Origin of the sequence: uncultured Capnocytophaga sp., assembly GCF_937936315.1 — a bacterium.
Classification (GTDB): Bacteria; Bacteroidota; Bacteroidia; order Flavobacteriales; family Flavobacteriaceae; genus Capnocytophaga.
Window position 1 is genome coordinate 23,823 of the sequence record NZ_CALGWU010000043.1, and the last position, 21,919, is coordinate 45,741.

The 21,919-nt window shown below is 33.9% G+C and carries 18 protein-coding genes, 1 tRNA gene and 1 pseudogene; 19 read left to right on the forward strand and 1 reads right to left on the reverse strand.

Annotation, left to right across the window (positions count from 1 at the left end):
• The first annotated feature begins 36 nt into the window (after nt 1-36).
• From Q0162_RS08510 to recQ, 16 genes and pseudogenes are all read left to right on the forward strand, one after another.
• On the forward strand, nt 37-570 hold the full coding sequence (locus Q0162_RS08510; RefSeq protein WP_002678283.1) for a 30S ribosomal protein S16: 534 nt from the start codon (nt 37-39) through the stop codon (nt 568-570).
• A gap of 9 nt (nt 571-579) precedes the next feature.
• Complete coding sequence (rimM, locus tag Q0162_RS08515; protein ID WP_002678153.1) at nt 580-1,110, forward strand: ribosome maturation factor RimM; 531 nt, start codon at nt 580-582, stop codon at nt 1,108-1,110.
• Nucleotides 1,111-1,181: 71 nt separating this feature from the next.
• Nucleotides 1,182-2,135: a transketolase family protein gene (locus Q0162_RS08520; protein WP_297890927.1), complete on the forward strand. Its 954-nt coding sequence runs from the start codon at nt 1,182-1,184 to the stop codon at nt 2,133-2,135.
• A 5-nt stretch (nt 2,136-2,140) separates the two neighbouring features.
• Nucleotides 2,141-2,995 carry a YicC/YloC family endoribonuclease gene (locus Q0162_RS08525; protein ID WP_297890928.1) on the forward strand — a complete coding sequence of 285 codons (855 nt, stop codon included), beginning with the start codon at nt 2,141-2,143 and terminating at the stop codon, nt 2,993-2,995.
• 13 nt (nt 2,996-3,008) lie between these two features.
• Nucleotides 3,009-3,575, forward strand: a complete 567-nt coding sequence (gene gmk / locus Q0162_RS08530; RefSeq protein WP_297890929.1) for a guanylate kinase — start codon at nt 3,009-3,011, stop codon at nt 3,573-3,575.
• Nucleotides 3,572-4,156, forward strand: coding sequence for a nicotinate (nicotinamide) nucleotide adenylyltransferase (nadD, locus tag Q0162_RS08535; protein WP_297890930.1), 585 nt, complete (start codon nt 3,572-3,574; stop codon nt 4,154-4,156). The genes gmk and nadD overlap by 4 nt, the downstream gene beginning before the upstream one ends.
• Nucleotides 4,157-4,234: 78 nt before the next feature.
• Complete coding sequence (locus Q0162_RS08540) at nt 4,235-4,702, forward strand: low molecular weight protein-tyrosine-phosphatase (RefSeq protein WP_297890931.1); 468 nt, start codon at nt 4,235-4,237, stop codon at nt 4,700-4,702.
• Between the two features lie 15 nt (nt 4,703-4,717).
• Nucleotides 4,718-5,338 carry a recombination mediator RecR gene (recR, locus tag Q0162_RS08545; protein ID WP_297890932.1) on the forward strand — a complete coding sequence of 207 codons (621 nt, stop codon included), beginning with the start codon at nt 4,718-4,720 and terminating at the stop codon, nt 5,336-5,338.
• 210 nt (nt 5,339-5,548) lie between these two features.
• Nucleotides 5,549-8,995, forward strand: a complete 3,447-nt coding sequence (locus Q0162_RS08550; protein WP_297890933.1) for an SNF2-related protein — start codon at nt 5,549-5,551, stop codon at nt 8,993-8,995.
• Nucleotides 8,996-9,003: 8 nt separating this feature from the next.
• Nucleotides 9,004-12,543 carry an N-6 DNA methylase gene (locus Q0162_RS08555; RefSeq protein WP_297890934.1) on the forward strand — a complete coding sequence of 1,180 codons (3,540 nt, stop codon included), beginning with the start codon at nt 9,004-9,006 and terminating at the stop codon, nt 12,541-12,543.
• A 2-nt stretch (nt 12,544-12,545) separates the two neighbouring features.
• Nucleotides 12,546-14,471, forward strand: a complete 1,926-nt coding sequence (locus Q0162_RS08560) for a hypothetical protein (protein ID WP_297890935.1) — start codon at nt 12,546-12,548, stop codon at nt 14,469-14,471.
• A 37-nt stretch (nt 14,472-14,508) separates the two neighbouring features.
• Nucleotides 14,509-15,495, forward strand: a complete 987-nt coding sequence (locus tag Q0162_RS08565; RefSeq protein WP_297890936.1) for a hypothetical protein — start codon at nt 14,509-14,511, stop codon at nt 15,493-15,495.
• Between the two features lie 22 nt (nt 15,496-15,517).
• Nucleotides 15,518-16,048 carry a hypothetical protein gene (locus Q0162_RS08570; protein ID WP_297890937.1) on the forward strand — a complete coding sequence of 177 codons (531 nt, stop codon included), beginning with the start codon at nt 15,518-15,520 and terminating at the stop codon, nt 16,046-16,048.
• 132 nt (nt 16,049-16,180) lie between these two features.
• Nucleotides 16,181-16,540: pseudogene (locus tag Q0162_RS08575) on the forward strand (recombinase family protein); the annotation flags it as partial.
• Between the two features lie 66 nt (nt 16,541-16,606).
• A complete protein-coding gene (locus Q0162_RS08580; RefSeq protein WP_297890938.1) occupies nt 16,607-17,260 on the forward strand; it encodes an SGNH/GDSL hydrolase family protein in 654 nt (217 codons plus the stop codon).
• 396 nt (nt 17,261-17,656) lie between these two features.
• A complete protein-coding gene (gene recQ, locus Q0162_RS08585) occupies nt 17,657-19,846 on the forward strand; it encodes a DNA helicase RecQ (RefSeq protein ID WP_297890939.1) in 2,190 nt (729 codons plus the stop codon).
• A gap of 171 nt (nt 19,847-20,017) precedes the next feature.
• Here recQ and Q0162_RS08590 read toward each other — a convergent pair whose 3' ends face one another.
• The gene (locus tag Q0162_RS08590; protein ID WP_297890940.1) at nt 20,018-20,599 is read right to left on the reverse strand and encodes a DUF3109 family protein; all 582 of its coding nucleotides are present in this window, start codon (nt 20,597-20,599) and stop codon (nt 20,018-20,020) included.
• 389 nt (nt 20,600-20,988) lie between these two features.
• Here Q0162_RS08590 and Q0162_RS08595 point away from each other — a divergent pair.
• From Q0162_RS08595 to Q0162_RS08605, 3 genes are all read left to right on the forward strand, one after another.
• Nucleotides 20,989-21,062, forward strand: a tRNA-Met gene (locus tag Q0162_RS08595).
• Nucleotides 21,063-21,107: 45 nt separating this feature from the next.
• Nucleotides 21,108-21,284, forward strand: coding sequence for a hypothetical protein (locus Q0162_RS08600; protein WP_297890941.1), 177 nt, complete (start codon nt 21,108-21,110; stop codon nt 21,282-21,284).
• 18 nt (nt 21,285-21,302) lie between these two features.
• Nucleotides 21,303-21,917, forward strand: coding sequence for a T9SS type A sorting domain-containing protein (locus Q0162_RS08605; protein WP_297890942.1), 615 nt, complete (start codon nt 21,303-21,305; stop codon nt 21,915-21,917).
• Nucleotides 21,918-21,919: the final 2 nt, after the last annotated feature.

Below are 21,919 nucleotides of genomic sequence, written 5' to 3' on the forward strand. Positions count from 1 at the left end.
ACCGAGGTCGTGAACCTCACTAATTAAATTTTTTTTATGCCAGTAAAAATCAGATTACAACGTCACGGTAAAAAAGGCAAACCTTTCTATTGGATTGTAGCCGCCAACTCACGTGCAAAAAGAGATGGTAAATTCCTTGAAAAATTAGGAACTTACAACCCAGTTTCTAACCCTGCTCAAATCGAAATTGATGTAGATGCAGCAGTAAAATGGTTGAAAAACGGTGCTCAACCAAGTGATACAGCTCGCCGTATCCTTTCTTACAAAGGTGTATTGCTTAAATATCACTTGTTAGGCGGTGTTGCCAAAGGTGCCCTTACCGAAGAACAAGCTGAAGCTAAATTCAAAGCTTGGTTAGACGAAAAAGCTAACAAAGTATCTTCTAAAGAACAAAAATTAGCTAAAGAAAAAGCAGATGCTAAAGCTAAAGCGTTAAGTGCTGAAAAAGAAGCTAACGAAAAACGTAAAAACGACGCTGCTGCTAAAGCTGCTGAGGCTGCTGCCGAAGCTACCGCTGAACAAGCTGAAGCTGAAGCTCCTGCCGAAGAAAACAACGAAACTGAAGCATAGACTCATAATATGACCATTAAAGATTGTTTTTATGTAGGAACAATTGTGTCAAAGTTTAGCTTTAAAGGGGAAGTGCTCATCAAATTAGATTCTGACGACCCCGAAATGTACGAAGAATTGGAATCAGTTTTTATTGCTTTAGGCAATAATCTGGTTCCTTTTTTTGTTGAAAAAAGCTCTTTGCACAAATCCGATTTACTCCGTGTAAAATTTGAAGAAGTTAATAGTGAAGCCGATGCCGATGCTTTGCTAAAACACAAAATCTACTTGCCCTTAGCAGCTCTTCCTAAACTTTCAGGTAATAAGTTCTATTACCACGAAGTAATAGGATTTGAAGTCGAAGATATAAACTATGGAAAAGTAGGTAAAATTGTGAGTATCAACGATACTACTTTCCAACCCTTATTCGAAATAGAAAATGAAGAAGGCAAAGAAATCCTTATCCCTATGAACGATGAGTTTATTGAAAAAGTAGATCGCCCTAACCAAAAAATCATCGTAAAAACCCCCGACGGTCTTATCGATTTATATGTAAATTAAACTTTTTATTAGGAGAAATTAATAAAAAGCATTACCTTTGTCGCTCAATAACATTAACACTCATTTTTCCAATGAAAAAATATATCGATACAGGAAAAAAAGATACCCGAAGTGGCTTCGGCGCTGGACTTGCCGAATTAGGTCGCAAAAATCCTAATGTAGTAGCCCTTTGTGCCGACTTGATTGGCTCCCTAAAAATGGAAAAATTTATCGAAGAAAACCCTACCCGTTTCTTCCAAATAGGTATTGCTGAAGCTAATATGATGGGCATTGCTGCTGGTCTTACTATCGGTGGTAAAATCCCCTTTACAGGCACTTTCGCAGCTTTCTCTACAGGTCGTGTTTATGACCAAATACGTCAATCAATTGCCTATTCTAATAAAAATGTAAAAATATGCGCCTCTCACGCCGGACTTACCTTAGGCGAAGACGGAGCTACTCACCAAATATTGGAGGACATCGGACTGATGAAAATGTTGCCTAATATGGTGGTTATCAACCCTTGTGACTACAATCAAACTAAAGCAGCAACCCTTGCTATTGCCGATTATGTAGGTCCCGTATACCTCCGCTTCGGTCGCCCTACCGTAGCTAACTTTACTCCCGAAAACCAAACTTTTGAAATAGGCAAAGGAATCTTGCTAAACGAAGGTTCTGATGTTACCATCGTTGCTACAGGTCATTTAGTTTGGGAAGCGCTTTTAGCTTGTGAAGCCTTAGAACAACAAGGTATCTCTGTCGAAGTGATTAATATCCATACTATCAAACCTTTAGACGAAGAAATCATCCTCAATTCTGTAAAGAAAACCAAAGCAATTATTACTTGTGAAGAACATAATTACTACGGAGGTCTGGGTGAAAGTGTAGCTCGTGTACTCACACAACACTACCCTACTCCACAAGAGTTTGTTGCCGTAAACGACACCTTTGGTGAAAGCGGTACGCCTGCTCAGCTTATGCAAAAATATGGGTTAGACAAAGAGGGTATTTTAAAAGCAGTTCAAAAAGTACTGAAAAGAAAATAAATAGTATGATACAATCAATGACAGGATTCGGAAAGAGCGTGTTATCTCTTGCCGATAAACATATCAGTATAGAAATCAAATCTTTAAACAGCAAGAGTATTGATATCAACACGCGTATTCCTCAGGTATATCGCGAAAAAGAACTCGACTTTCGCAAACTTATTGCTGAACAATTGCAACGCGGAAAAGTAGATTTTAGCATCTTCATAGAAAATACAGGTACTCAAACACCTTCTAAAATCAATCCTAACATCGTAAAATCGTACATAGAACAAATGCGTACGATTGTGGATGGCGACCTTACCGAGTTGCTTAAAATGGCAGTGCGTATGCCCGATGCCTTGCAAACCACTTCCGAAAGTATTTCTGAAGAAGAACTTGCTAATATTTTCCAACATATCAACCTCGCTATTGCTGATTTGCAAAACTTTCGTTCTCAGGAAGGTAAAGTGTTAGAAAAGGATTTTATTTTGCGTATTAACAATATCAACCGCCTATTACAAGAAGTACAAGGTATGGACGAAGAACGCTTAGCTTTGATACGTGAACGCCTTGAAAAAGCAGTTGCCGATATCCAAAATGTAGATGCCAATCGCTTTGAACAAGAACTTATCTTCTATTTAGAAAAATTGGATATTACCGAAGAAAAAATCCGACTCAAAAAGCACTTAGACTATTTTCTAGAAACCCTCCATAGCGAAGAATCTAACGGACGAAAACTGAGTTTTATCGCACAAGAAATTGGAAGAGAGGTAAATACCTTAGGTTCTAAAGCTAACTTTGCCCCTATGCAACAGTTAGTTGTCCAAATGAAAGACGAACTCGAAAAAATTAAAGAACAAGTATTAAACGTCTTGTAACCTGACACCTAAAATGAACAAACTAATTATTTTTTCAGCTCCCTCAGGGAGTGGCAAAACTACTATAGTAAGACACCTATTATCAATTGAAAAACTCAACTTAGCCTTTTCTATTTCTGCTACCTCTCGTGCACCCCGAGGCGAAGAACAACACGGTAAGGAATACTACTTCCTATCAGCCGATGAGTTCAAAAATCGCATACAGCGCGATGAATTTATGGAATGGGAAGAGGTGTATGCAGGTTGTTACTATGGCACCCTAAAATCAGAAGTAGAACGCCTTTGGGCTGAAGGTAAAAATGTAGTGTTCGACATTGACGTTGCTGGAGGTCTCCGCCTCAAAAAACAGTACCCCCACCATACTTTAGCAGTTTTTGTACAACCTCCTAGCCTTTCTGCCTTAGAAGAAAGATTGCGCAATCGTAAAACCGAAACTGATGAGAAAATACAAATGCGCCTTAACAAAGCCGAACAAGAAATGGCAACTGCCCATCAATTTGATGTAATTATCAAAAACGACGATTTGCAACAAGCCTTACAAGAGGCTGAGAACGTAGTAACCGAATTTATCAATCGATGAAAAAACAAATAGGCTTATTCTTTGGATCGTTCAACCCTATCCATATAGGGCACCTCATCATTGCTAACCATTTAGTAGAGCATAGTGCTATGAACGAATTGTGGTTTGTAGTAACACCTCAAAACCCATTTAAAGAAAAACAATCATTGTTAGACAATCACTTACGATTGGAAATGGTAAATTTAGCAATAGATGAATATCCCAAGTTACGAGCTTCAAACATCGAATTTCAGTTGCCACAACCCAATTATACAGTAAATACTTTAACCTATTTGGAAGAAAAATATCCTCATGCTAACTTTGCCTTAATTATGGGGGAAGACAACCTAAAAAGCTTCCACAAATGGAAAAACTACGAATATATTTTAGTTAATTATCCTATTTATGTATATCCTCGTATTTCAGAGGGAGATATCCCCCAATCCTTAATCAATCACCCACAAATCACCCGTATAAATGCCCCTATTATTGAACTCTCTGCTACTTTTATACGTGAAGAACTCAAAGTAGGGCGCAATATACGTCCATTACTCCCTGAAAAAGTATGGCAATATATCGATAAACTGGGACTCTACAGATAAAAAATTATCAATATCTCTCCAAGACACTCCCCAAACTCCATTTTTCAGTAATTTGATCATCAATAAAATTAAAACAAAATGCCAAAAACAAAAATACTAATGGTTTGCTTAGGCAATATTTGCCGTTCACCCTTAGCCGAAGGTGTGATGAGAAGCAAACTCCCTTCCGATAACTTTGAAGTAGATTCAGCTGGTACTGCCAATTATCACGTTGGCGATGCCCCTGATAATCGTTCTATTGCTTCTGGTAAACAACACGGAGTAGACATTTCTATGCTTAGAGGACGACAATTTTCTGCAAAAGATTTCTCACACTTCGATTATATCTTCGTAATGGACAGAAGTAACTACCAAAATGTGATCCGCATTGCTAAGAATGAAAAAGAACGTGCTAAAGTACATTTTTTAGCCGATGCTTTAGGAGGAATGGCACAACGTGAAATCCCCGACCCTTATTACGGTACAGAAGCTGATTTCGAAAATGTTTATCAGCTCATTGACGAGGCTTGCACAAAAGTTGCTCACAAACTATCTCCTAACCCCTAACTACTATCTCCTAAAATGGACTTCTCATCTAAACTCTTAGAAAACGCTGTATACGAAATAGCACAATTGCCCTCTATAGGCAAGCGCACCGCCTTGCGTTTAGCGCTGCATTTGCTCAAGCAACCCGAAGAGCAATCCTTGCAGTTAGCACAAGCCATTGTAGCGTTACGAACCCATATACAATATTGCAAAAACTGCCACAACATCTCCGATGTAGATATTTGTGAAATATGCGCCAATCCCACTCGTGATACAGGTATCATTTGTGTAGTAGAGGATTTTCGCGATGTAATGGCAATAGAGAACACTGGTCAGTTCAAAGGACAATACCACGTTTTAGGAGGTAAAATATCTCCCATTGATGGGGTTGCTCCCTCCAATCTACATATCGCCTCACTGATAGAAAAAGTAAAGGCGGGCAAAGTAACCGAACTCATTCTCGCCCTCAGCAACACTATGGAAGGAGATACAACCAACTTCTACATCTACAAACAAGTAGAGCCCTATCACATCACCATCTCCACCATTGCACGAGGCATAGCTGTAGGCAGCGAACTTGAGTACACCGATGAAGTAACCTTAGGTCGCAGCATCGCCCATCGCATCCCCTTTGAAAAAGCCATCAAAGCAGTATAACCCCACCGCTCCCATTACTCCCACACCTCCCATCCCTGCCCGTGCGGCTCGCACCTCCCACCACTCCCACCCTTCCCCCTCTTCAAAAATTCCCTAAAAAAATCTTATTTCATTAGGTTATTCAACTTTTTTACACTACATTTGCCGCACTGTGTAAAATAAAGACATCTTTATTTTATACAAAATATATAACAACCTTTCAAAATCAATATGTTAGTCGATAACCATTCTACAGAGTTTAAAGTACATAGCTTCATACAACAGTATATTAATGACGGCTCAATGGATATAGTAACAGGATATTTTACTGTTGGGGCTCTATGTCATTTTGCTAATCTTACTAATGAAAAAATAGCACAATATCGTATTATTTTAGGTGATATTACTCAACGTGATGTTACCGAAATTAGTTCATTAGATTTATTAAATGCTGACTTAAGCCTTGAAAAAGCACTTAGTCTAAAAAAACTTGCTAATGAGGCTGTTGATTTTTTAAAACTCAATAAAGTTTCTTTAAAAACCTTAGAGCCTAACTTCTGTCACGCTAAACTATATCTATTCAAAAGTGAAAAAAACGACCGACAGAAAAATTTTTATATCTCAGGAAGCTCTAATCTTACAGAAGCAGGTATTGGTATTAAACAATCTGATAATTTTGAACTAAATATAGCTGATTTTGGAGGGAATGAACAATATAAAGAAATTCTCAATTGGTTTAACGCACTATGGGAGCACCCTAAAGCCCATAACTTTAAAATACTTGTAGATGAAAATGGTAAGGAAACAAAAATAGATTTTAAAACTTATCTCATAAACGAAATAAGTAAACTATTTCAAGAATTTTTGCCTAAAGACATCTATTTTAAAATACTTTTTGAACGTTTCTATAATGATATATCGCTTTCTATCAACACTCCCGAATATCAGCGTAATATTCAAAAACTAAAAGATTCCGAAATCTATAATGCTCTTTATGAATTTCAGCAAAAAGGAGCTGAAAGCCTTATCAACCGCATAGAAAAATACAATGGGGCTATACTTGCCGATGCTGTTGGTTTGGGAAAAACGTGGACTGCCCTTGCTGTGATGAAGTATTTCCAAAACAAACGAGATGATGATGGAAACCAAAAATACGACATCTTACTACTTTGTCCTAAAAAACTACACCAAAACTGGCTAAAATACCGAAAAGACCAAAACTCTCGCTTTGAAGCGGATAAACTGAATTATGCTATCCGCTTTCATACGGATTTGGACGAAACTTTAATGCAAAAGCCCAAATACTTAGATGAAAGAAGGGATTACAATTTCACTAATAAAAAACCTAAACTGATTGTTATAGATGAAAGTCATAACCTGCGCAACGATAAGTCGAAGCGCTTTGAATACCTCTTGGAAGAGATTATCAAAAAGAATGAGGATGTGAAGGTGCTACTGCTATCGGCTACCCCTATCAACACTGATTTTAAAGATGTGCGCAACCAACTTAAATTGATAACCAAAGACAATAATGGAGCCTTTAAAGAAGAAATGGATATCAATAACTTAGATTATCTATTCAAGCAGACTTCTAAACATTACAACCAATGGCAGCAAGAAAAAGAAGCCTCTATTACTGAGCTTACCCAATCTTTTGGACGTGATTTCTTTAAACTTACGGATAGCCTTATCGTGGCGCGTACCCGCAAGATGATTGTCCATCAACAACGCGACTTGGTATTCCCCACTAAAGCAAAACCTATTAATAAGTATATTACCCCTAAGATTATGTTGGAGGTAGACACTCTTGAAGATTTGATTCACAAATTTCCTCCTATTCTTTCAGGGTACCAACCTAATTATTACACTCTTACAAGAGATCAGAGAGCACAACGAAAAAGAGATGAAAAAGAAGGTGTATATTCAGGTGAAAATGTTTTAGAAGATGATGTAGCACGCGACCGTTTTTTGGTGAAGATGATGTATATATTGCTTTTGAAACGCTTAGAATCAAGCTGGTTCTCTTTTCATACTACAGTAAATAAAATTTTGGAACATCATCAGAATGTTTTGACCAAAATAGAAAACTATCAGAAATGTAAAAGCTCTGAAATTTTATCGCAAACTCCACTATTATCAGATGATGAAGAAGAGGATTTGCAAGATTACACCATTGGAAAAAGAGAAATTAAACTTTCGGATATAGATAATGCAGGCAACTTAAATCTTTTTGAAAAATCTTTAAAAAGAGATATTTCAAAATTAAAAGGACTTTCTAAAGGTATGGACTATTTTTCGGAAGTGATAACCCAAGAGTTAGAAGATGATGAACCGTTAAAAAGTCGTGATAGTAAACTCCAAGAACTCATTGCTATTCTTAACGATAAAAAAGAAAATGCTACCAATAAAAAAGTAATTATTTTTACTACCTATACTGATACAGCTCAGTATCTTTTTGAGCAACTTTCGGCACGTGGTTTCTCTAAAATAGCAATGATTAACGGCAATGGTGCGCGAACTGATTATGAAGGTGAGACACATATTCCTAACTTTGAAGGAGTATTAGAACGTTTTGCTCCGTTTACTAAACTATTTGTAGAACGCAAATGGGAAGATTTTGAGTGTGAAACTGGAAGTCCTCAGGAGCGTTACACCCTATGGAAGGAGTGGGTTGCAAGTGTTGACAAGAAAGTAAAACAACAATTGGCTACCCCTATTGACATTCTTATCGCTACTGACGCCCTTAGCGAAGGACAAAACCTACAAGATGCTGATATGGTGATTAACTACGACATTCATTGGAACCCAGTACGTACTATTCAGCGCGTAGGGCGTATTGACCGTTTGGGCTCTCCTAACCAAGAGGTATTTACCGTAAACTTTTGGCCTGCCCCTAATATCAATGAGTATCTAAACCTACAAACACGCATTGAAAAACGTATGGCAGCGATGAAAATTATAGGATCAGAAGATATTAAAGATTTTACAGAAAATTATGGTAACATTGCCATTGATACTGATTTAGAGGAGCGTCAAAACCAAAAAATGTTGGAACAAATACAAGACAGCATAGAGGAGTTAGAAACTGAAAAATCCTTTGGTTTTGACGACTTATCACTTGAAATGTATCGCCAAGATTTAGCCCTTGAGTTAGAAAACCACTTAAACCATTATTTACAACTGCCTAACGGTATTTTCTCGGGGGTTGCCTTTGCTGAAGCAATAGAAAACGGACAGAAAGAAGGGATTATAGCTCTATTGGGCTCCCCAGTACGTAAAGCTAAACAAAAAAAGGCTTATCAGCAGCTAAAACTCGTATATGTAGATGCTCAAGGGAAGGAAATCCTCGTTAATGAAAAGGAAATTTTGCATTACCTTTCTCAGCAGAAAAATGCTCCTCGCTATGGCTGTGAAAAATTGGATATAGGCGCCCCAGAGGAGGTAAAACACTATGCTAATGCTTTAGCACAATGGTTTGAACACCAACAGAGCAATACTATAGTGGATGAAGATGGACATACTAAGAAGGTAGCAGGAAAAGCAAGTCTCGATATGCTCGACCAACTTAGTAAAGGCAAAAAAACAGCTATTGAAGAAATGAAAAATACGCAAACAATGAGTGCAAAATATAACAAAGACAATTGGGATTTAATTACTTGGCTCATCGTTAAAAAATAAACTAACTTATGGAAAATATCATACATACTTTTAAAGGAGGTAACCTTTTTGAAACAACTACAGCACTTTTTAAGCATCTCAATATTTCAACTCAAACTTTTGAAGAGCAAGCTTTCTTGCCACAGGATTTCTTAAAAGACTTGTATAAGCCTCAAAAGCACAAAGCTATAAATGAAATTTACTTAGTAGGGATAGTAACTGATGAGGTATTTAATGGAAAATCATTAGCCGAAGTTGATAATGAACTCAGTAATGATTATCAAGGTCTGCTAATAATAGCTGTAGATTTAAAAGATAAAACTGCTAATCGTACAGAACTCTCAACCCTTACACGCCTTTTTAGTCGTCGTTTAAAAGCAATGCCTGTAACGGTACTTTTTCGCTACGGTAACCATATAGCCCTTGCCAATGCTGAGCGTACCCAATACAAACAAACCTACCGTGAAGGCGAGAAAATAGGCAAAGTATCTATCCTGAAAGATATTGATACGCTTAAGCCACATAGAGGGCATTTACGCATTCTTGAAAAGCTTCATATTGATAAAAGTATAAAAACTTTTAAAGAACTTTATGTTAAATGGTTAGGGGTTTTTGATACAAAAATTCTTAATAAGGAATTTTATAAAGAGTTATTTGCTTGGTATGAATGGGCTATTTCAGAGACATCAGGTATTAAGTATCCTAATGACCCTAAAGCTATAAAAGAAGAAAGACAATTAGAAAAACAAATCATACGCCTCATTACTCGTGTACTCTTTGTATGGTTTATTAAACAGAAAGGTTTAGTGTCTGAAGAGATTTTTGATGAAAAAGCACTATCTGACATTTTAAAAGATTTCGACCCCAAAAGTGAAACGAAGGGTGAGTATTATAATGCTATTTTGCAAAATTTGTTTTTTGCTACTCTCAATAAAGAAATTACAGAACGTGCTTTTGCTAAAGAAAAAAATAGTCGTGATGTAAAAACACTTTATCGATATGCTGAAATGTTTTCTATTTCAGAAGAAAAAGTGATAGAGCTATTTAAGCCTGTTCCTTTCCTCAATGGAGGACTTTTTGAATGCTTAGATAAAGACCAAGGGAATGATGGTAAACGTTATCATTTAGACGGTTTTAGCAGAAATGAAAATACAAAAGAAGATGGGAATCGTTTTCTACAACGAGCACTCATTCCTAATATCTTCTTTTTTGAAAAAGATAAAGGATTGTTTTCAATCTTAAATAAATACTACTTTACTGTTGAAGAAAATACTCCTGAAGAAGTACAAGTAGCTCTTGACCCAGAGTTATTGGGGAACGTTTTTGAAAACTTATTAGGGGCTTTTAATCCTGAAACTGAAGAGTCTGCTCGTAAACTTTCAGGAAGTTTCTACACACCTAAAGAGGTTGTAAATTATATGGTAGATGAAAGCCTAAAAGTCTATCTAAAGAACCATTTACCCTCCTTTTCTTCTAAACTTATTGATGAACTTTTTGAAGGGCAAGATTTAACTACTGATTTTGATGATATAACTAAGCGCAAACAAGTAGCAGAATGCCTTCGAAAGGTTAAAATACTTGACCCTGCGTGTGGGTCAGGGGCATTTCCTATGGGCATACTAAACCGTATGGTGCATATATTAGAGAAGTTAGGAGTTGATACTAATGAAACTACCTATCAATTAAAACGCCATCTAATTGAAAAATGTATTTATGGAGTAGACATTCAAACAACAGCTACTCAAATTAGTAAACTACGCTTCTTTATTTCTCTTATTTTAGAACAATCAGAAACTAATATAGATCCAGCGCTTAACTATGGTATACAGCCATTACCTAATCTTGAAACTAAGTTTGTAACAGCTAATACTTTAATTGATATTAGAGAGAAGGGTTATACACAAGGAAATGCATTTATTCATTCTTCTGAATTTTCAAATATTCAAGAGAAACTTTTTGAGATAAGAGAAAAACATTTTAATGCTTCTACTCCAAGAGAGAAAAAGAAGTTGAGAGAACAAGATGAAACTTTACGGAAAGAATTAGCTCAATTATTGCAGGAATATGGAGAAGCTACTCCTGAAAATGCTAAACTATTTGCAGAATGGAATCCTTATGACCAAAATACTTCTGCTTCATTTTTTGTTCCAAAATGGATGTTCAATAAAATAGAAAGTTTTGATATTATCATAGGTAACCCTCCGTATATAAACATTGAAAAGATTGACAAAGATATCAAGGCTCGAAAAAAAGACTTTAGAACTGCCTATAAAAAATATGATTTATACGTATTATTTTATGAAAAAGGGATTGATTGGTTGGAAAAAAACGGCGTTTTATCTTACATAACATCTAACAAATTTTTATCTCAAGAGTATGGTCTATTTTTAAGACAAGAGCTTTTGAAAAATACTATAAAATCAATAGTAAATTTTAACTATGATATTTTTGAAAATGCTACAGTTAGGACGTGCATATTATTACTGACAAAGGTTCTTCCTAAAACTAACAACATTATAGAATTAATAGATGTGAAGAATGAAAAAGATGCTGGAAAATTCATTAATAGAGAATATGAAATGATTTTTCAAAATATCTTTACTACTACTGAATATAATAATTTTAGAATAAATCTTACTGAAGAAAAAATGTCTATTCTTGATAAAATAGATAAAAAATCTATTAAATTGGAAGATGTTTGTTCAGTAAATTATGGTTTAAGACCCATTAGTATTAGTGGTAAAGAAAAAACAGAGTTTATTAAAGACTTTTTTTTAGATGGATATAAAAAGTATTTTGAAGGAAAAGACACTGGTTATTGGATAATAAATAACTATAGGTATTTAAATTATTCAAAAGAGGATATCTATAATCCTATGTTTGAAGAACTATTTGAAAATCCTAAATTAGCAGGTCTTTGTACATTAAGTGAGATAAATAAGCTAAGATTTATTTATGATGAAAAAAATTACTATGCTAATCATTCTGTTGTTATTTTAACTTTATGGTATTTATTTGAAAATGTAAATAATAGTACTATCAAAAGGAATATTAGTAATAAAAAAATAGAATTATCAAAAGAGTTTGACTACAAATATTTACAAGGTGTTTTAAACTCTAAACTCATAAAATTTTATGTAAATGAATTGTTCTATGATGGGACGCACTTTTACCCTAACCAAATGAAAGCGTTACCTATCAAAAAAGCAAGTAGTGCTATCCAGCAGCTATTTATAACATTAGTAAATATGATTCATTACTTGCAACCTAATGTGAGTGAGAATATATTCATACACACCTCTAACATAGGAGTAGCCTCTCATTTTCAAGATATACTTGATATGATGGTATATGAACTTTACTTTGAAGTTCATACCAAAGAAGCAGGCTTAGATGTGTTACAATTTATCAAACCTATGATGGAAGAAATACAAAATCTTCCGATAAATGAACAAATTGAAAGATTTTATAAATGGTATCAGCAATCGGAAAACAATGTTAGACAAAGAGTTTTATTGCTTGATACACGTAGTGAAAACTTATTGGCTATTATCAATAAAATCATATAGAAATGAGCAAAATTAAAACCATCAAAATTAATAATTTTAAATTTTTTACTAATGATATTCCTTTAGAATTGGAAGGAAAACATCTATTATTATTTGGAGAAAATGGTAGTGGAAAAAGTTCCATTTATTGGGCTTTATATACACTTTTTCAAGCTGCAATAAAAGATAAAGTTGATGATTTTCAAAAGTATTTTAAGCACCCCAATGACTCTGAAGAATCCTTAATCAATATTTATGCGGAAGCCAATATTGTAGATGATGTAAAAGATTACAAATCGTTTATTGAAGTAGAAACTACCGATAATAAAACATATAGAGTCTCTCAGTTAGACACAGCTATAAATGGTGATACTGAAGCTATTGAAGTAACTATGGCTTCTGATTTTCTAAACTATAAAGTGCTATACAAATTTCAAGACTTTTGGAATGGGGAGCAGATAGATTTAGCAGATATTTTTGTAGGCTATATATTACCCTATATAAAGTTTACTTCTTCTGAAATTAGAGATAGACAATTATCAAACGCCTATGAAATGTGGCAAGAAATCACAAAAGGCCCTGGTACTACTACCAATTCAAAAGGTAAAATCATACAGGTTTATAAACACAGTGAAGAGTATAGGTCTTTTCAAAGATTTTCTGAACACTTTGAAAATGAAATGAGAAGTTTAATAGACTTCATTAATGCAAATGCTCCTGAAATTTTAAAAGAACTAGGCTATAATATTGATTTTCATTTGGAATATGAACCTCATACTCACCACAAGAAAGATGTTCAATATGAATATGCTCCTTTCAAAATAGTTTTAAAGATAACGTCCTATTTAGGAAAAACTATTTCAATTCATCGCCCCCAGTCCTTCTTGAATGAAGCTAAATTTACAGCTATTGCTATAGCTATTCGGTTAGCTGTATTGGAGAAAAGAATAAATACAGAAACATCTGTTCTTAAATTTATCGTTTTTGATGATATAATGATAAGTTTGGATATGAACAACCGAGATAAACTAATAGAATATCTCTTATCAGCTAAAAGCGATTTTACAAAAAACTATCAATTATTATTTCTTACTCACGATAAAAATTTGTACGACTTTCTATACTTCAAAATTAAAAAGTTAGATAGCCTTGATAATTGGAAGCGTAAAGAAATGTTTATTGGCAAAGACGAGGAAAAAGAATACCCAATAATAATAGATAGTGAAATAGAATTTATAGACAAAGCTAAAAAACATTTTCAAGCAAATGATTATGTGGCTGCCTCTATATATATTAGGAAAGAGTTGGAAAAAATAGTAGGAGAGAGACTACCTGATGAACTGAAATACAAATCTGATGGCAATTTCCTTTCTTTACAAACTTTATGGGATAGAATGAATGAGAGATATAATGCTGTTAACAAACCTATTCCTGAAGAAATATATTCTCTCTTTGAAGAATCTAAATTGTTTGTACTCAACCCTCAAGCCCACTATCAAAATTATTCCTTCCCTATCTATAAAATAGAGTTAGAAAAAGCATTTAAGCTAATAGACAAGTTAAGTGCAGTTTCAATACCAGAACAAAAAATTTTGTTAGCTAAAGGCATGGAACTTGAATTTAAACACCCAACATTAGATTATACCTTTAAGTTTGAACTACTCAGTGATTTTTGTAAGGATTCTTTAGATAGCAACTCAATACCTATATATCCTAAATGTAAAGTTATGTTTTGGCAATTTGAAAGCAAAGACTTTTTTGATATACAAAGTCAACAAGTACTTTCTCAGGATAAAATAGATAAAATACAAAAAAGAGAGGATAAGTTAGATAAAGTAATTACTAATATAAAAAAATGTTTTCCTCTTACAGATAGTGAAATAATCTACGAAAACACTAAAATCAATGATGTTTGGAAATTAAAAGATATTATTGATTGGGATATTTAATAAATATTAGTAACTTTGCGCTTCAAAAAACATAAAAATGGCACAAGATTTAAAATTAGAAATTTTTAGAATAACAATAAAAGAAAGACATTCAAGAGATGATAAAATACTTTCTTTCAGTAAATTATTTGATAAATTAGAGACTGATGATAAAGAAAATAAGTTTCATCAATTCTTACAAGATTTTATAAAGTTTTTTGATGATAAATTCCAAATAAATAAACAAAAAACAAAGGGAATTTCGCACAATTCCGATATGAAACACTCTATAAGAAGTACTAAAAATATCATTGATTTTGAATTTGTAGGTGGAAATACAGGAAGTGAACAAGGTGTATATGCTATTGGAAATTCAAAAATTCAAGTTGATACAATCAATGGAGATAAGATTGTATCAATGCCTTTTTATGTAAAGCTCTGGTTGCCTAGTGACTATACAGCTGGAGTTCTTATGATTCAAAGTTATACTGATTACACAATTTCAAGATTTGCTAAAGCTATATTTCAAAAATTTTTTGCAAAATATGGTGTAACTCTAAATATATATACTTTTATTCCGAAAAAGAATAAAGATGAATTTTTAGCAAAGAGTCAAGTTTATGAACTTCAAGTTATAAAAGATCGTATAACTAAAGGGAAACGTCATCTAATTAATCCTATCTTTACTGATTTTGAAAAGTTAAAGGTTACTGTTTCTGTAACAAATTTTAGAGAACCTGCAAAAACTTTTTTAAATAGACTTTTTGGGAACCAAAAAAAGGATGAGAATTTAATTGGCTCTGATTTGAGTGATTTTGATATTATAGAAAGAGATGACTATGATATGAAGATTTTTTATATAGATCCTAAAGGCAGGAAAGCTAATATAAATATATCTAATCCTGAAGAAATAAAACCTACAATATTTTTAGATGATGATATTAAAGAAACAGGTAGTGAGCGTTTTGATTTTGAAAAAATTAAAGAACATACCGATGGTATTTTAGAACAAATAAAAGAGGAAATAGGTTATTATGCTAATTGAGAAATTCAGTTTATTTGAATTATTGAAAGATGGATTTTCTATACTAAAAAAACAGACTAAAAACTATGAAGTATTACTATATTTTGTAGTCATTCCGTCTTTAATTTCTTATCTATTCATATTTTTTGATATTACTTTTGATAATGATATTATTTCAAATATTATTAGTTTTATAAGCATTTTTTCTGGAATTCTATTTTCAGTTACATTTGTTCTTAAAGAAAACTATATAAGACGAAAAGAAATATATAGCACTAAAAATGAAGAAGATACAAATTATATTAACCGCTATAAAGCCTTTATGCAACAAGTATCAACCTTAATTTTATTCTCTGTTGGAATATCTGTTTTTTTAATATGTTTTTTACTTAGTATTCTTTGCTTTAAAGAAGAATACCTACAGTCTTTAATATCTATATATACTAAAATATCTATATATACTAAAAAAACATTAGAAATCATCACTATTTTCTTATCATATTTCTATTTATTATCAATTTTAAACATTATAAAAGAAGTATATGCTATGCTATATGATGATTTTGAAAATTAGAAATCTTAACACTTAAATCTTCTTTTAAACTCAAAAAAAATACCATTAATTCCTATATATTTCTTCTAATAACTATTTAAATGATTTTTAAAAGATGATTTACGGATACATTAGGGTCAGTACAGACTGACTCTGAATGAGTGTATGAACCGCGATATTCAGGTGTGGACAATTAAAGATAATTATCGCTTAGGGAGCGACATCAATAGCAAGGTATTAGCATTTGCTTTTGGTCTATCTGCTGAGATTGAACGTAACCTTATTAGTCAGCGTACCAAAGAGGCATTGGCACGCAAGAAAGCAGAGGGAGTAGTTCTCGGTCGCCCTAAAGGTAGTAAGTCTGCTAAAACGAAACTGACAGGGCAAGAAAAGAAAATTAAGGAACTTTTAGAGAAAAAAGTATCATATTCGGCTATTGGGCGTATTCTTGGGGTGCATAGGCTTACAGTAAGTACTTTTGTAAAAGAACGGTTGTGTAAGTATGGTGTCTGATTTTATTAGGTCATTTGACTTTTTTATAATACATTTGCAACTCTCATCTAAACTCTTTACAAAGATATGAAACACTTTTTAATCACTCTTTTAGCAATATTATTTGCTCAACTTAGCGAGGCTCAAACTCAAAAGTATTCAACTTTTTATGTGCAACGGGCTAACCTATTCAGCAAATTGTCTGTCACCCCTAAAGATATTGTTTTTATTGGCAATAGTATTACTAATGGTGCCGAATGGAATGAACTTTTTCCGCGAAAACGTGTAAAGAACAGAGGTATTAGCGGCGATACTTCCGAAGGGGTGTATGACCGATTAGAGGCTATCGTAAAAGGTAAGCCTGCTAAAATATTCATCCTCATTGGGATTAATGATATTTCTTGTGGGATAGAGGTGAAAACTATTGTGCAGAATATGAAGCAAATTGTTGAGAAAATACAAAACGAATCTCCCAAAACGAAGATTTACATTCAGAGCATATTGCCCGTAAATCCAGATTTTGAAATGTTTAAAGGTCACCAGAAACCCCAACTCATTAAAGAAATCAACCAACAGTATCAAAATATAGCCAAAGAGTATAACGTGAATTATATTAATTTATACCCCCATTTCCTCGAAGAGGGAACCGACAGAATGAATAAGAACTATACTAATGACGGATTACACTTGTTAGGCGAGGGATATTTATTGTGGAGCGAAATTATAAAACCATATCTTTAACTTCAGTTCAATATAACAAAACACCGATTTACAATTACATTTAAGGTAAGCTCCCTAAGAATTTTAGACTATACTGTTCAGCTTGCACCTCTCACACCTCCCATTGTTTTCACCTGCCCGTCAGCCTTGTCATAACAAAATATTTTATGTAGCCCCTATTTCGTGTAAATTCGTGAGAGATTTAAACTATATACCCTCAAACTACCTTCCTGTCCGGATCGCACTCTTTCGAGGTTGTTGGCAATTGCCGAATAAATGAGTCGGAGGCTAAATAAAAACGAGTAAATCAGCAACACTTTTTGCTAAAAAATTTTTGTGGTTTAGAAAAATGTCGTATATTTGTAAAATATATTTGATGACAAAGAAACTCAACACTGAAACAGGAGAATATTTAATATGAAAATGACAAAAAATGATTTACATAATGCCCTGAAACACTACTTTGGTTTTGAATCTTTCAAAGGGCATCAGGAAGAAATTATCACCAGCGTGATCAACAAAGAGAATACCTTTGTTATTATGCCCACGGGTGGTGGTAAATCATTATGCTACCAATTGCCTGCATTAGTTTTGGAGGGAACTGCTATTGTAATATCTCCTCTTATTGCCTTGATGAAAAATCAGGTAGATGCGATGCGTGGCATTTCGTCTACCGATAGTATTGCCCACGTACTCAACTCTTCACTTACCAAAAACGAAATCCGTGAGGTAATGGAAGACATTAGCGCAGGAAAAACCAAATTGTTATATGTAGCCCCCGAATCACTTATTAAAGAAGAATATGCTAACTTCCTCAAAACGGTAACTATTTCTTTTGTAGCGGTAGACGAGGCTCACTGTATCTCTGAATGGGGACACGACTTCCGCCCCGAATACCGAAATATCAAAACCATTATCGAACGTTTAGGAAGCAATATCCCTATAGTAGCACTCACAGCTACTGCTACTCCTAAAGTACAAGAAGATATCCTCAAAAACTTGGGAATGCTCGAAGCCAATGTGTTTAAGTCATCATTCAACCGTCCAAACTTGTATTATGAAGTACGTCCAAAAACCAAAAATGTAGATGCCGATATCATTCGCTTTGTAAAACAGAATAGTAAAAAATCTGGAATTATATATTGTTTAAGCCGTAAAAAAGTAGAAGATCTTGCTCAAACCTTGCAAGTAAATGGCATTTCAGCAGTACCTTACCACGCAGGATTAGATGCTAAAACACGTGCCAAGCACCAAGATATGTTCTTGATGGAAGAAGTAGATGTGGTAGTAGCAACTATCGCTTTTGGTATGGGAATCGATAAACCCGATGTACGCTTTGTAATTCACCACGATATCCCTAAAAGTATTGAAAGTTATTATCAGGAAACAGGACGTGCAGGACGTGATGGCGGTGAGGGACATTGCTTAGCTTTCTACTCTTATAAAGATGTGGAGAAGCTCGAAAAATTTATGATAGGCAAACCTATAGCCGAACAAGAAATAGGGCAAGCTCTCTTGCAGGATATTGTAGCGTATGCCGAAACCTCTAGTTCACGTCGTAAATTTATATTGCACTATTTTGGTGAAGAATTCGACGAGGTGAATGGTGAAGGCGCTAATATGGACGATAATGTACGTTTCCCTAAAGAGAAAAAAGAAGCCAAAGACGATGTTGTAAAATTGCTTAATGTGATTATTGCTACCAAACAAAAATTCAAAGCTAAAGAAATTGTAAATACGCTTATTGGTAAGGTGAGTGCAATTATCAAGGCACATCGCATTGATGAGCAAGATTTCTTTGGCATTGGTAAAGATAAAGACGATGCTTATTGGATGGCTCTCCTTCGTCAGGTAATGGTAAACGGACTCATACGTAAGGATATTGAAACTTATGGAGTGATGTTCATTACCGATAAAGGAAAGGAATTCTTAAAAGATGTACCTTCATTTATGATGACCGAAGACCACAGTTACGAAGAAGAACCTGAAGACTTCAATAGTGCAAATGCAGTAGCTGCCGACCCTGTGTTATTGGATATGCTAAAAGATTTGCGTAAGAAAGTAGCTAAACAAAAAGGCGTACCTCCATTTGTAGTATTCCAAGACCCTTCTTTGGAGGATATGGCCCTCAAATATCCTATAACCATTCAAGAGCTTACTAATGTACACGGTATAGGGGAAGGTAAAGCTAAAAAGTTTGGTGCAGAGTTTATAAAACTCATTGGTCGTTATGTTGAAGAAAATGACATTGTGCGTGCTGAAGACCTTATCGTGAAAACTACAGGTTCTAATTCTGCATTGAAGTTGTTTATTATTCAAAATATCGACCGCAAATTACCCTTACCCGACATTGCTCAAGCTAAAGGATTAGAAATGGACGATTTTCTCAAAGAAATGGAACAAATAGTATATAGCGGAACTAAGCTAAATATTGATTATTGGGTAAACGAAATCTTTGATGAAGAACAACAAGAAGAACTTCACGAGTACTTTATGGAGGCTGAAAGTGATAAAATATCATTAGCTTCTAAAGAATTCGCAGGAGATTATGAAGATGACGAACTTAGAATCTACCGTTTGAAATTTATTAGTGAAGTAGCAAATTAAGTTAAAAACATATTATAATACCTAAATAAAAAATGTCTGAGAAGATTTAAAATCTCATCAGACATTTTTTATTTAATAATACCTCAAATATTTATACTATTCTACTTTTTTTGGAAGTTTAACATTATTAATATCTATTTTACTCTTATTTTTATCATAGTTTCAATTTTACTATAACTCTTTTTTTTGTAAATGCTGAGCTATAAGTTCTAATTCCTCATACCATTGCTCTCCAAATTTTCTAATAAGAGCTTCTTTTACAAACTTATAAATAGGCAACTTTAAGTCTCTCCCTAAAGAACAAGCATCATCACATATAGGCTGCCAACGATGATAGTTTACCGCAGTAAATGAGCTATATCCCTGTAAACGTATAGGATACAAATGACAAGAAATAGGTTTCTTCCATTCGATTTTCTTATCATTATATGCTTGTTCTATAGCACAAAGAACCCAACCTTTTTCATTGCGTACTACATAAGCACATTCACCTCCTTTGATAAGAGGGGTTTCCCACTCTCCATCTTCTCCTTTCACATAAACACCTTGCTCTTCTATTGCTTTTCTACCTTCTTCACTAAGGTAAGGTGCTACTTCAGAATAGACATGCTTCATCGTCATTAACTCTTTTTCTTCTATTGGCGCCCCTGCATCCCCTTCTACACAACAAGCTCCTTTACAAGCATTAAGGTTACAAACAAAGTCACGTTCTATAACATCTTCTGAAATAATGGTATTAGCAATTTGTATCATTTTAATAATGGAGTTATTTAAACAAAATTTCTAGCAACCTCAGTACTATTATATAATATAATCTTGAAAAATTATACATAACTACACAAATAAGATTACTCGTTTGCAAAAATAAACAAAAAATATTTCACAACCAAATTTCATTCTTTCTCAAAGAAAACAAAACATTTAGTATACTCCCCTATTTTTCTTTTGTTTCCTCACTTTATCCCTAAATTTTAAGCTTTTCTATATCTCCTATCCTTTCTATAATATTTTCAAAATTTAAAATTTTGATTTCTAAATACTTACATTATACAAATAAATTTTATCATAAAAAAACGATTAAAATTTTGGTAATATAAAAAAAAGTAGTACTTTTGCACCCGCAAAGAAATATTAAACTTAATGGCGAGGTAGCTCAGGTGGTTAGAGCGTTGGATTCATAACCCAAAGGTCACGGGTTCAAATCCCGTCTTCGCTACAAAATTAAAACCTAATAAAAATACGCTTTAAAGCGTATTTTTTTATGTCTATACTTTATGAACTCATACAAAGCGAGTATAAAACCGAGTATATTTCCGAGTATACGAAAATGAAAGAACTTATGGAAAAGAAAAATATTCTGTTCCAAAAATCTATCCAAAAATTATTTCTGAAAAACGACTTTCAGCTTTTTCTGAAAGAGAAAAAGAAGAGATTCTGAAAAAGCATAAACGTTGGTATGTGTACTACAGTAACTACCAAAGATGGTTGTACAGCAACAGATGCTATTACCATTGAAAGTGTAAATACTCAAATAGCTTCTGAGTTTTTACTCACTACCCAAGCCTATGAGAATGAAGAGGTAATATTAGTAAATACCAGTAATCCTAAAGGAGAAACTACTGAGTGGTTAGTACCCGAAAATGAAGCTATTGAAGTCACCAACAAAAATGATGACTATATCTCTCTCATTTTCAAAGCAAAAGGTGAATACCGCATAGGCATCAAGCAAACACAAGGTAATTGCTTTGAGTTGTTCTACAAGAATATCATTGTAGAACCCGCTACCGATTTACCTAAAACTCAAAAAACCAATGAGGCTTTTGTAAGAGAATTTGAAGTCGCACCTAACCCTAACGATGGCAAGTTCAAAGCCAAAGTAGTTTTAGAAAAAGCAGGGGCTATCAAATTCCGTTTATATAGTATCACAGGGCAATTAGTGAGCGAGAAAAACTCAGCTTCAGCTACTGAACACTGGGTTGATTTTCAAGACCCACTACCAGCTGCTACCTATATATTGGTTTTAGAAACTCCTTACCAACGATTAAGTAAAAAAATCATTATCATTCCTTAAGT

Bases quoted from the DNA above. Each gene is read 5' to 3' on its own strand.
- Q0162_RS08510 (WP_002678283.1), top strand. From the start codon at position 37: ATGCCAGTAAAAATCAGATTACAACGTCACGGTAAAAAAGGCAAACCT.
- rimM (WP_002678153.1), top strand. From the start codon at position 580: ATGACCATTAAAGATTGTTTTTATGTAGGAACAATTGTGTCAAAGTTT.
- Q0162_RS08520 (WP_297890927.1), top strand. From the start codon at position 1,182: ATGAAAAAATATATCGATACAGGAAAAAAAGATACCCGAAGTGGCTTC.
- Q0162_RS08525 (WP_297890928.1), top strand. From the start codon at position 2,141: ATGATACAATCAATGACAGGATTCGGAAAGAGCGTGTTATCTCTTGCC.
- gmk (WP_297890929.1), top strand. From the start codon at position 3,009: ATGAACAAACTAATTATTTTTTCAGCTCCCTCAGGGAGTGGCAAAACT.
- nadD (WP_297890930.1), top strand. From the start codon at position 3,572: ATGAAAAAACAAATAGGCTTATTCTTTGGATCGTTCAACCCTATCCAT.
- Q0162_RS08540 (WP_297890931.1), top strand. From the start codon at position 4,235: ATGCCAAAAACAAAAATACTAATGGTTTGCTTAGGCAATATTTGCCGT.
- recR (WP_297890932.1), top strand. From the start codon at position 4,718: ATGGACTTCTCATCTAAACTCTTAGAAAACGCTGTATACGAAATAGCA.
- Q0162_RS08550 (WP_297890933.1), top strand. From the start codon at position 5,549: ATGTTAGTCGATAACCATTCTACAGAGTTTAAAGTACATAGCTTCATA.
- Q0162_RS08555 (WP_297890934.1), top strand. From the start codon at position 9,004: ATGGAAAATATCATACATACTTTTAAAGGAGGTAACCTTTTTGAAACA.
- Q0162_RS08560 (WP_297890935.1), top strand. From the start codon at position 12,546: ATGAGCAAAATTAAAACCATCAAAATTAATAATTTTAAATTTTTTACT.
- Q0162_RS08565 (WP_297890936.1), top strand. From the start codon at position 14,509: ATGGCACAAGATTTAAAATTAGAAATTTTTAGAATAACAATAAAAGAA.
- Q0162_RS08580 (WP_297890938.1), top strand. From the start codon at position 16,607: ATGAAACACTTTTTAATCACTCTTTTAGCAATATTATTTGCTCAACTT.
- recQ (WP_297890939.1), top strand. From the start codon at position 17,657: ATGAAAATGACAAAAAATGATTTACATAATGCCCTGAAACACTACTTT.
- Q0162_RS08590 (WP_297890940.1), bottom strand. From the start codon at position 20,599: ATGATACAAATTGCTAATACCATTATTTCAGAAGATGTTATAGAACGT.
- Q0162_RS08600 (WP_297890941.1), top strand. From the start codon at position 21,108: ATGTCTATACTTTATGAACTCATACAAAGCGAGTATAAAACCGAGTAT.
- Q0162_RS08605 (WP_297890942.1), top strand. From the start codon at position 21,303: ATGTGTACTACAGTAACTACCAAAGATGGTTGTACAGCAACAGATGCT.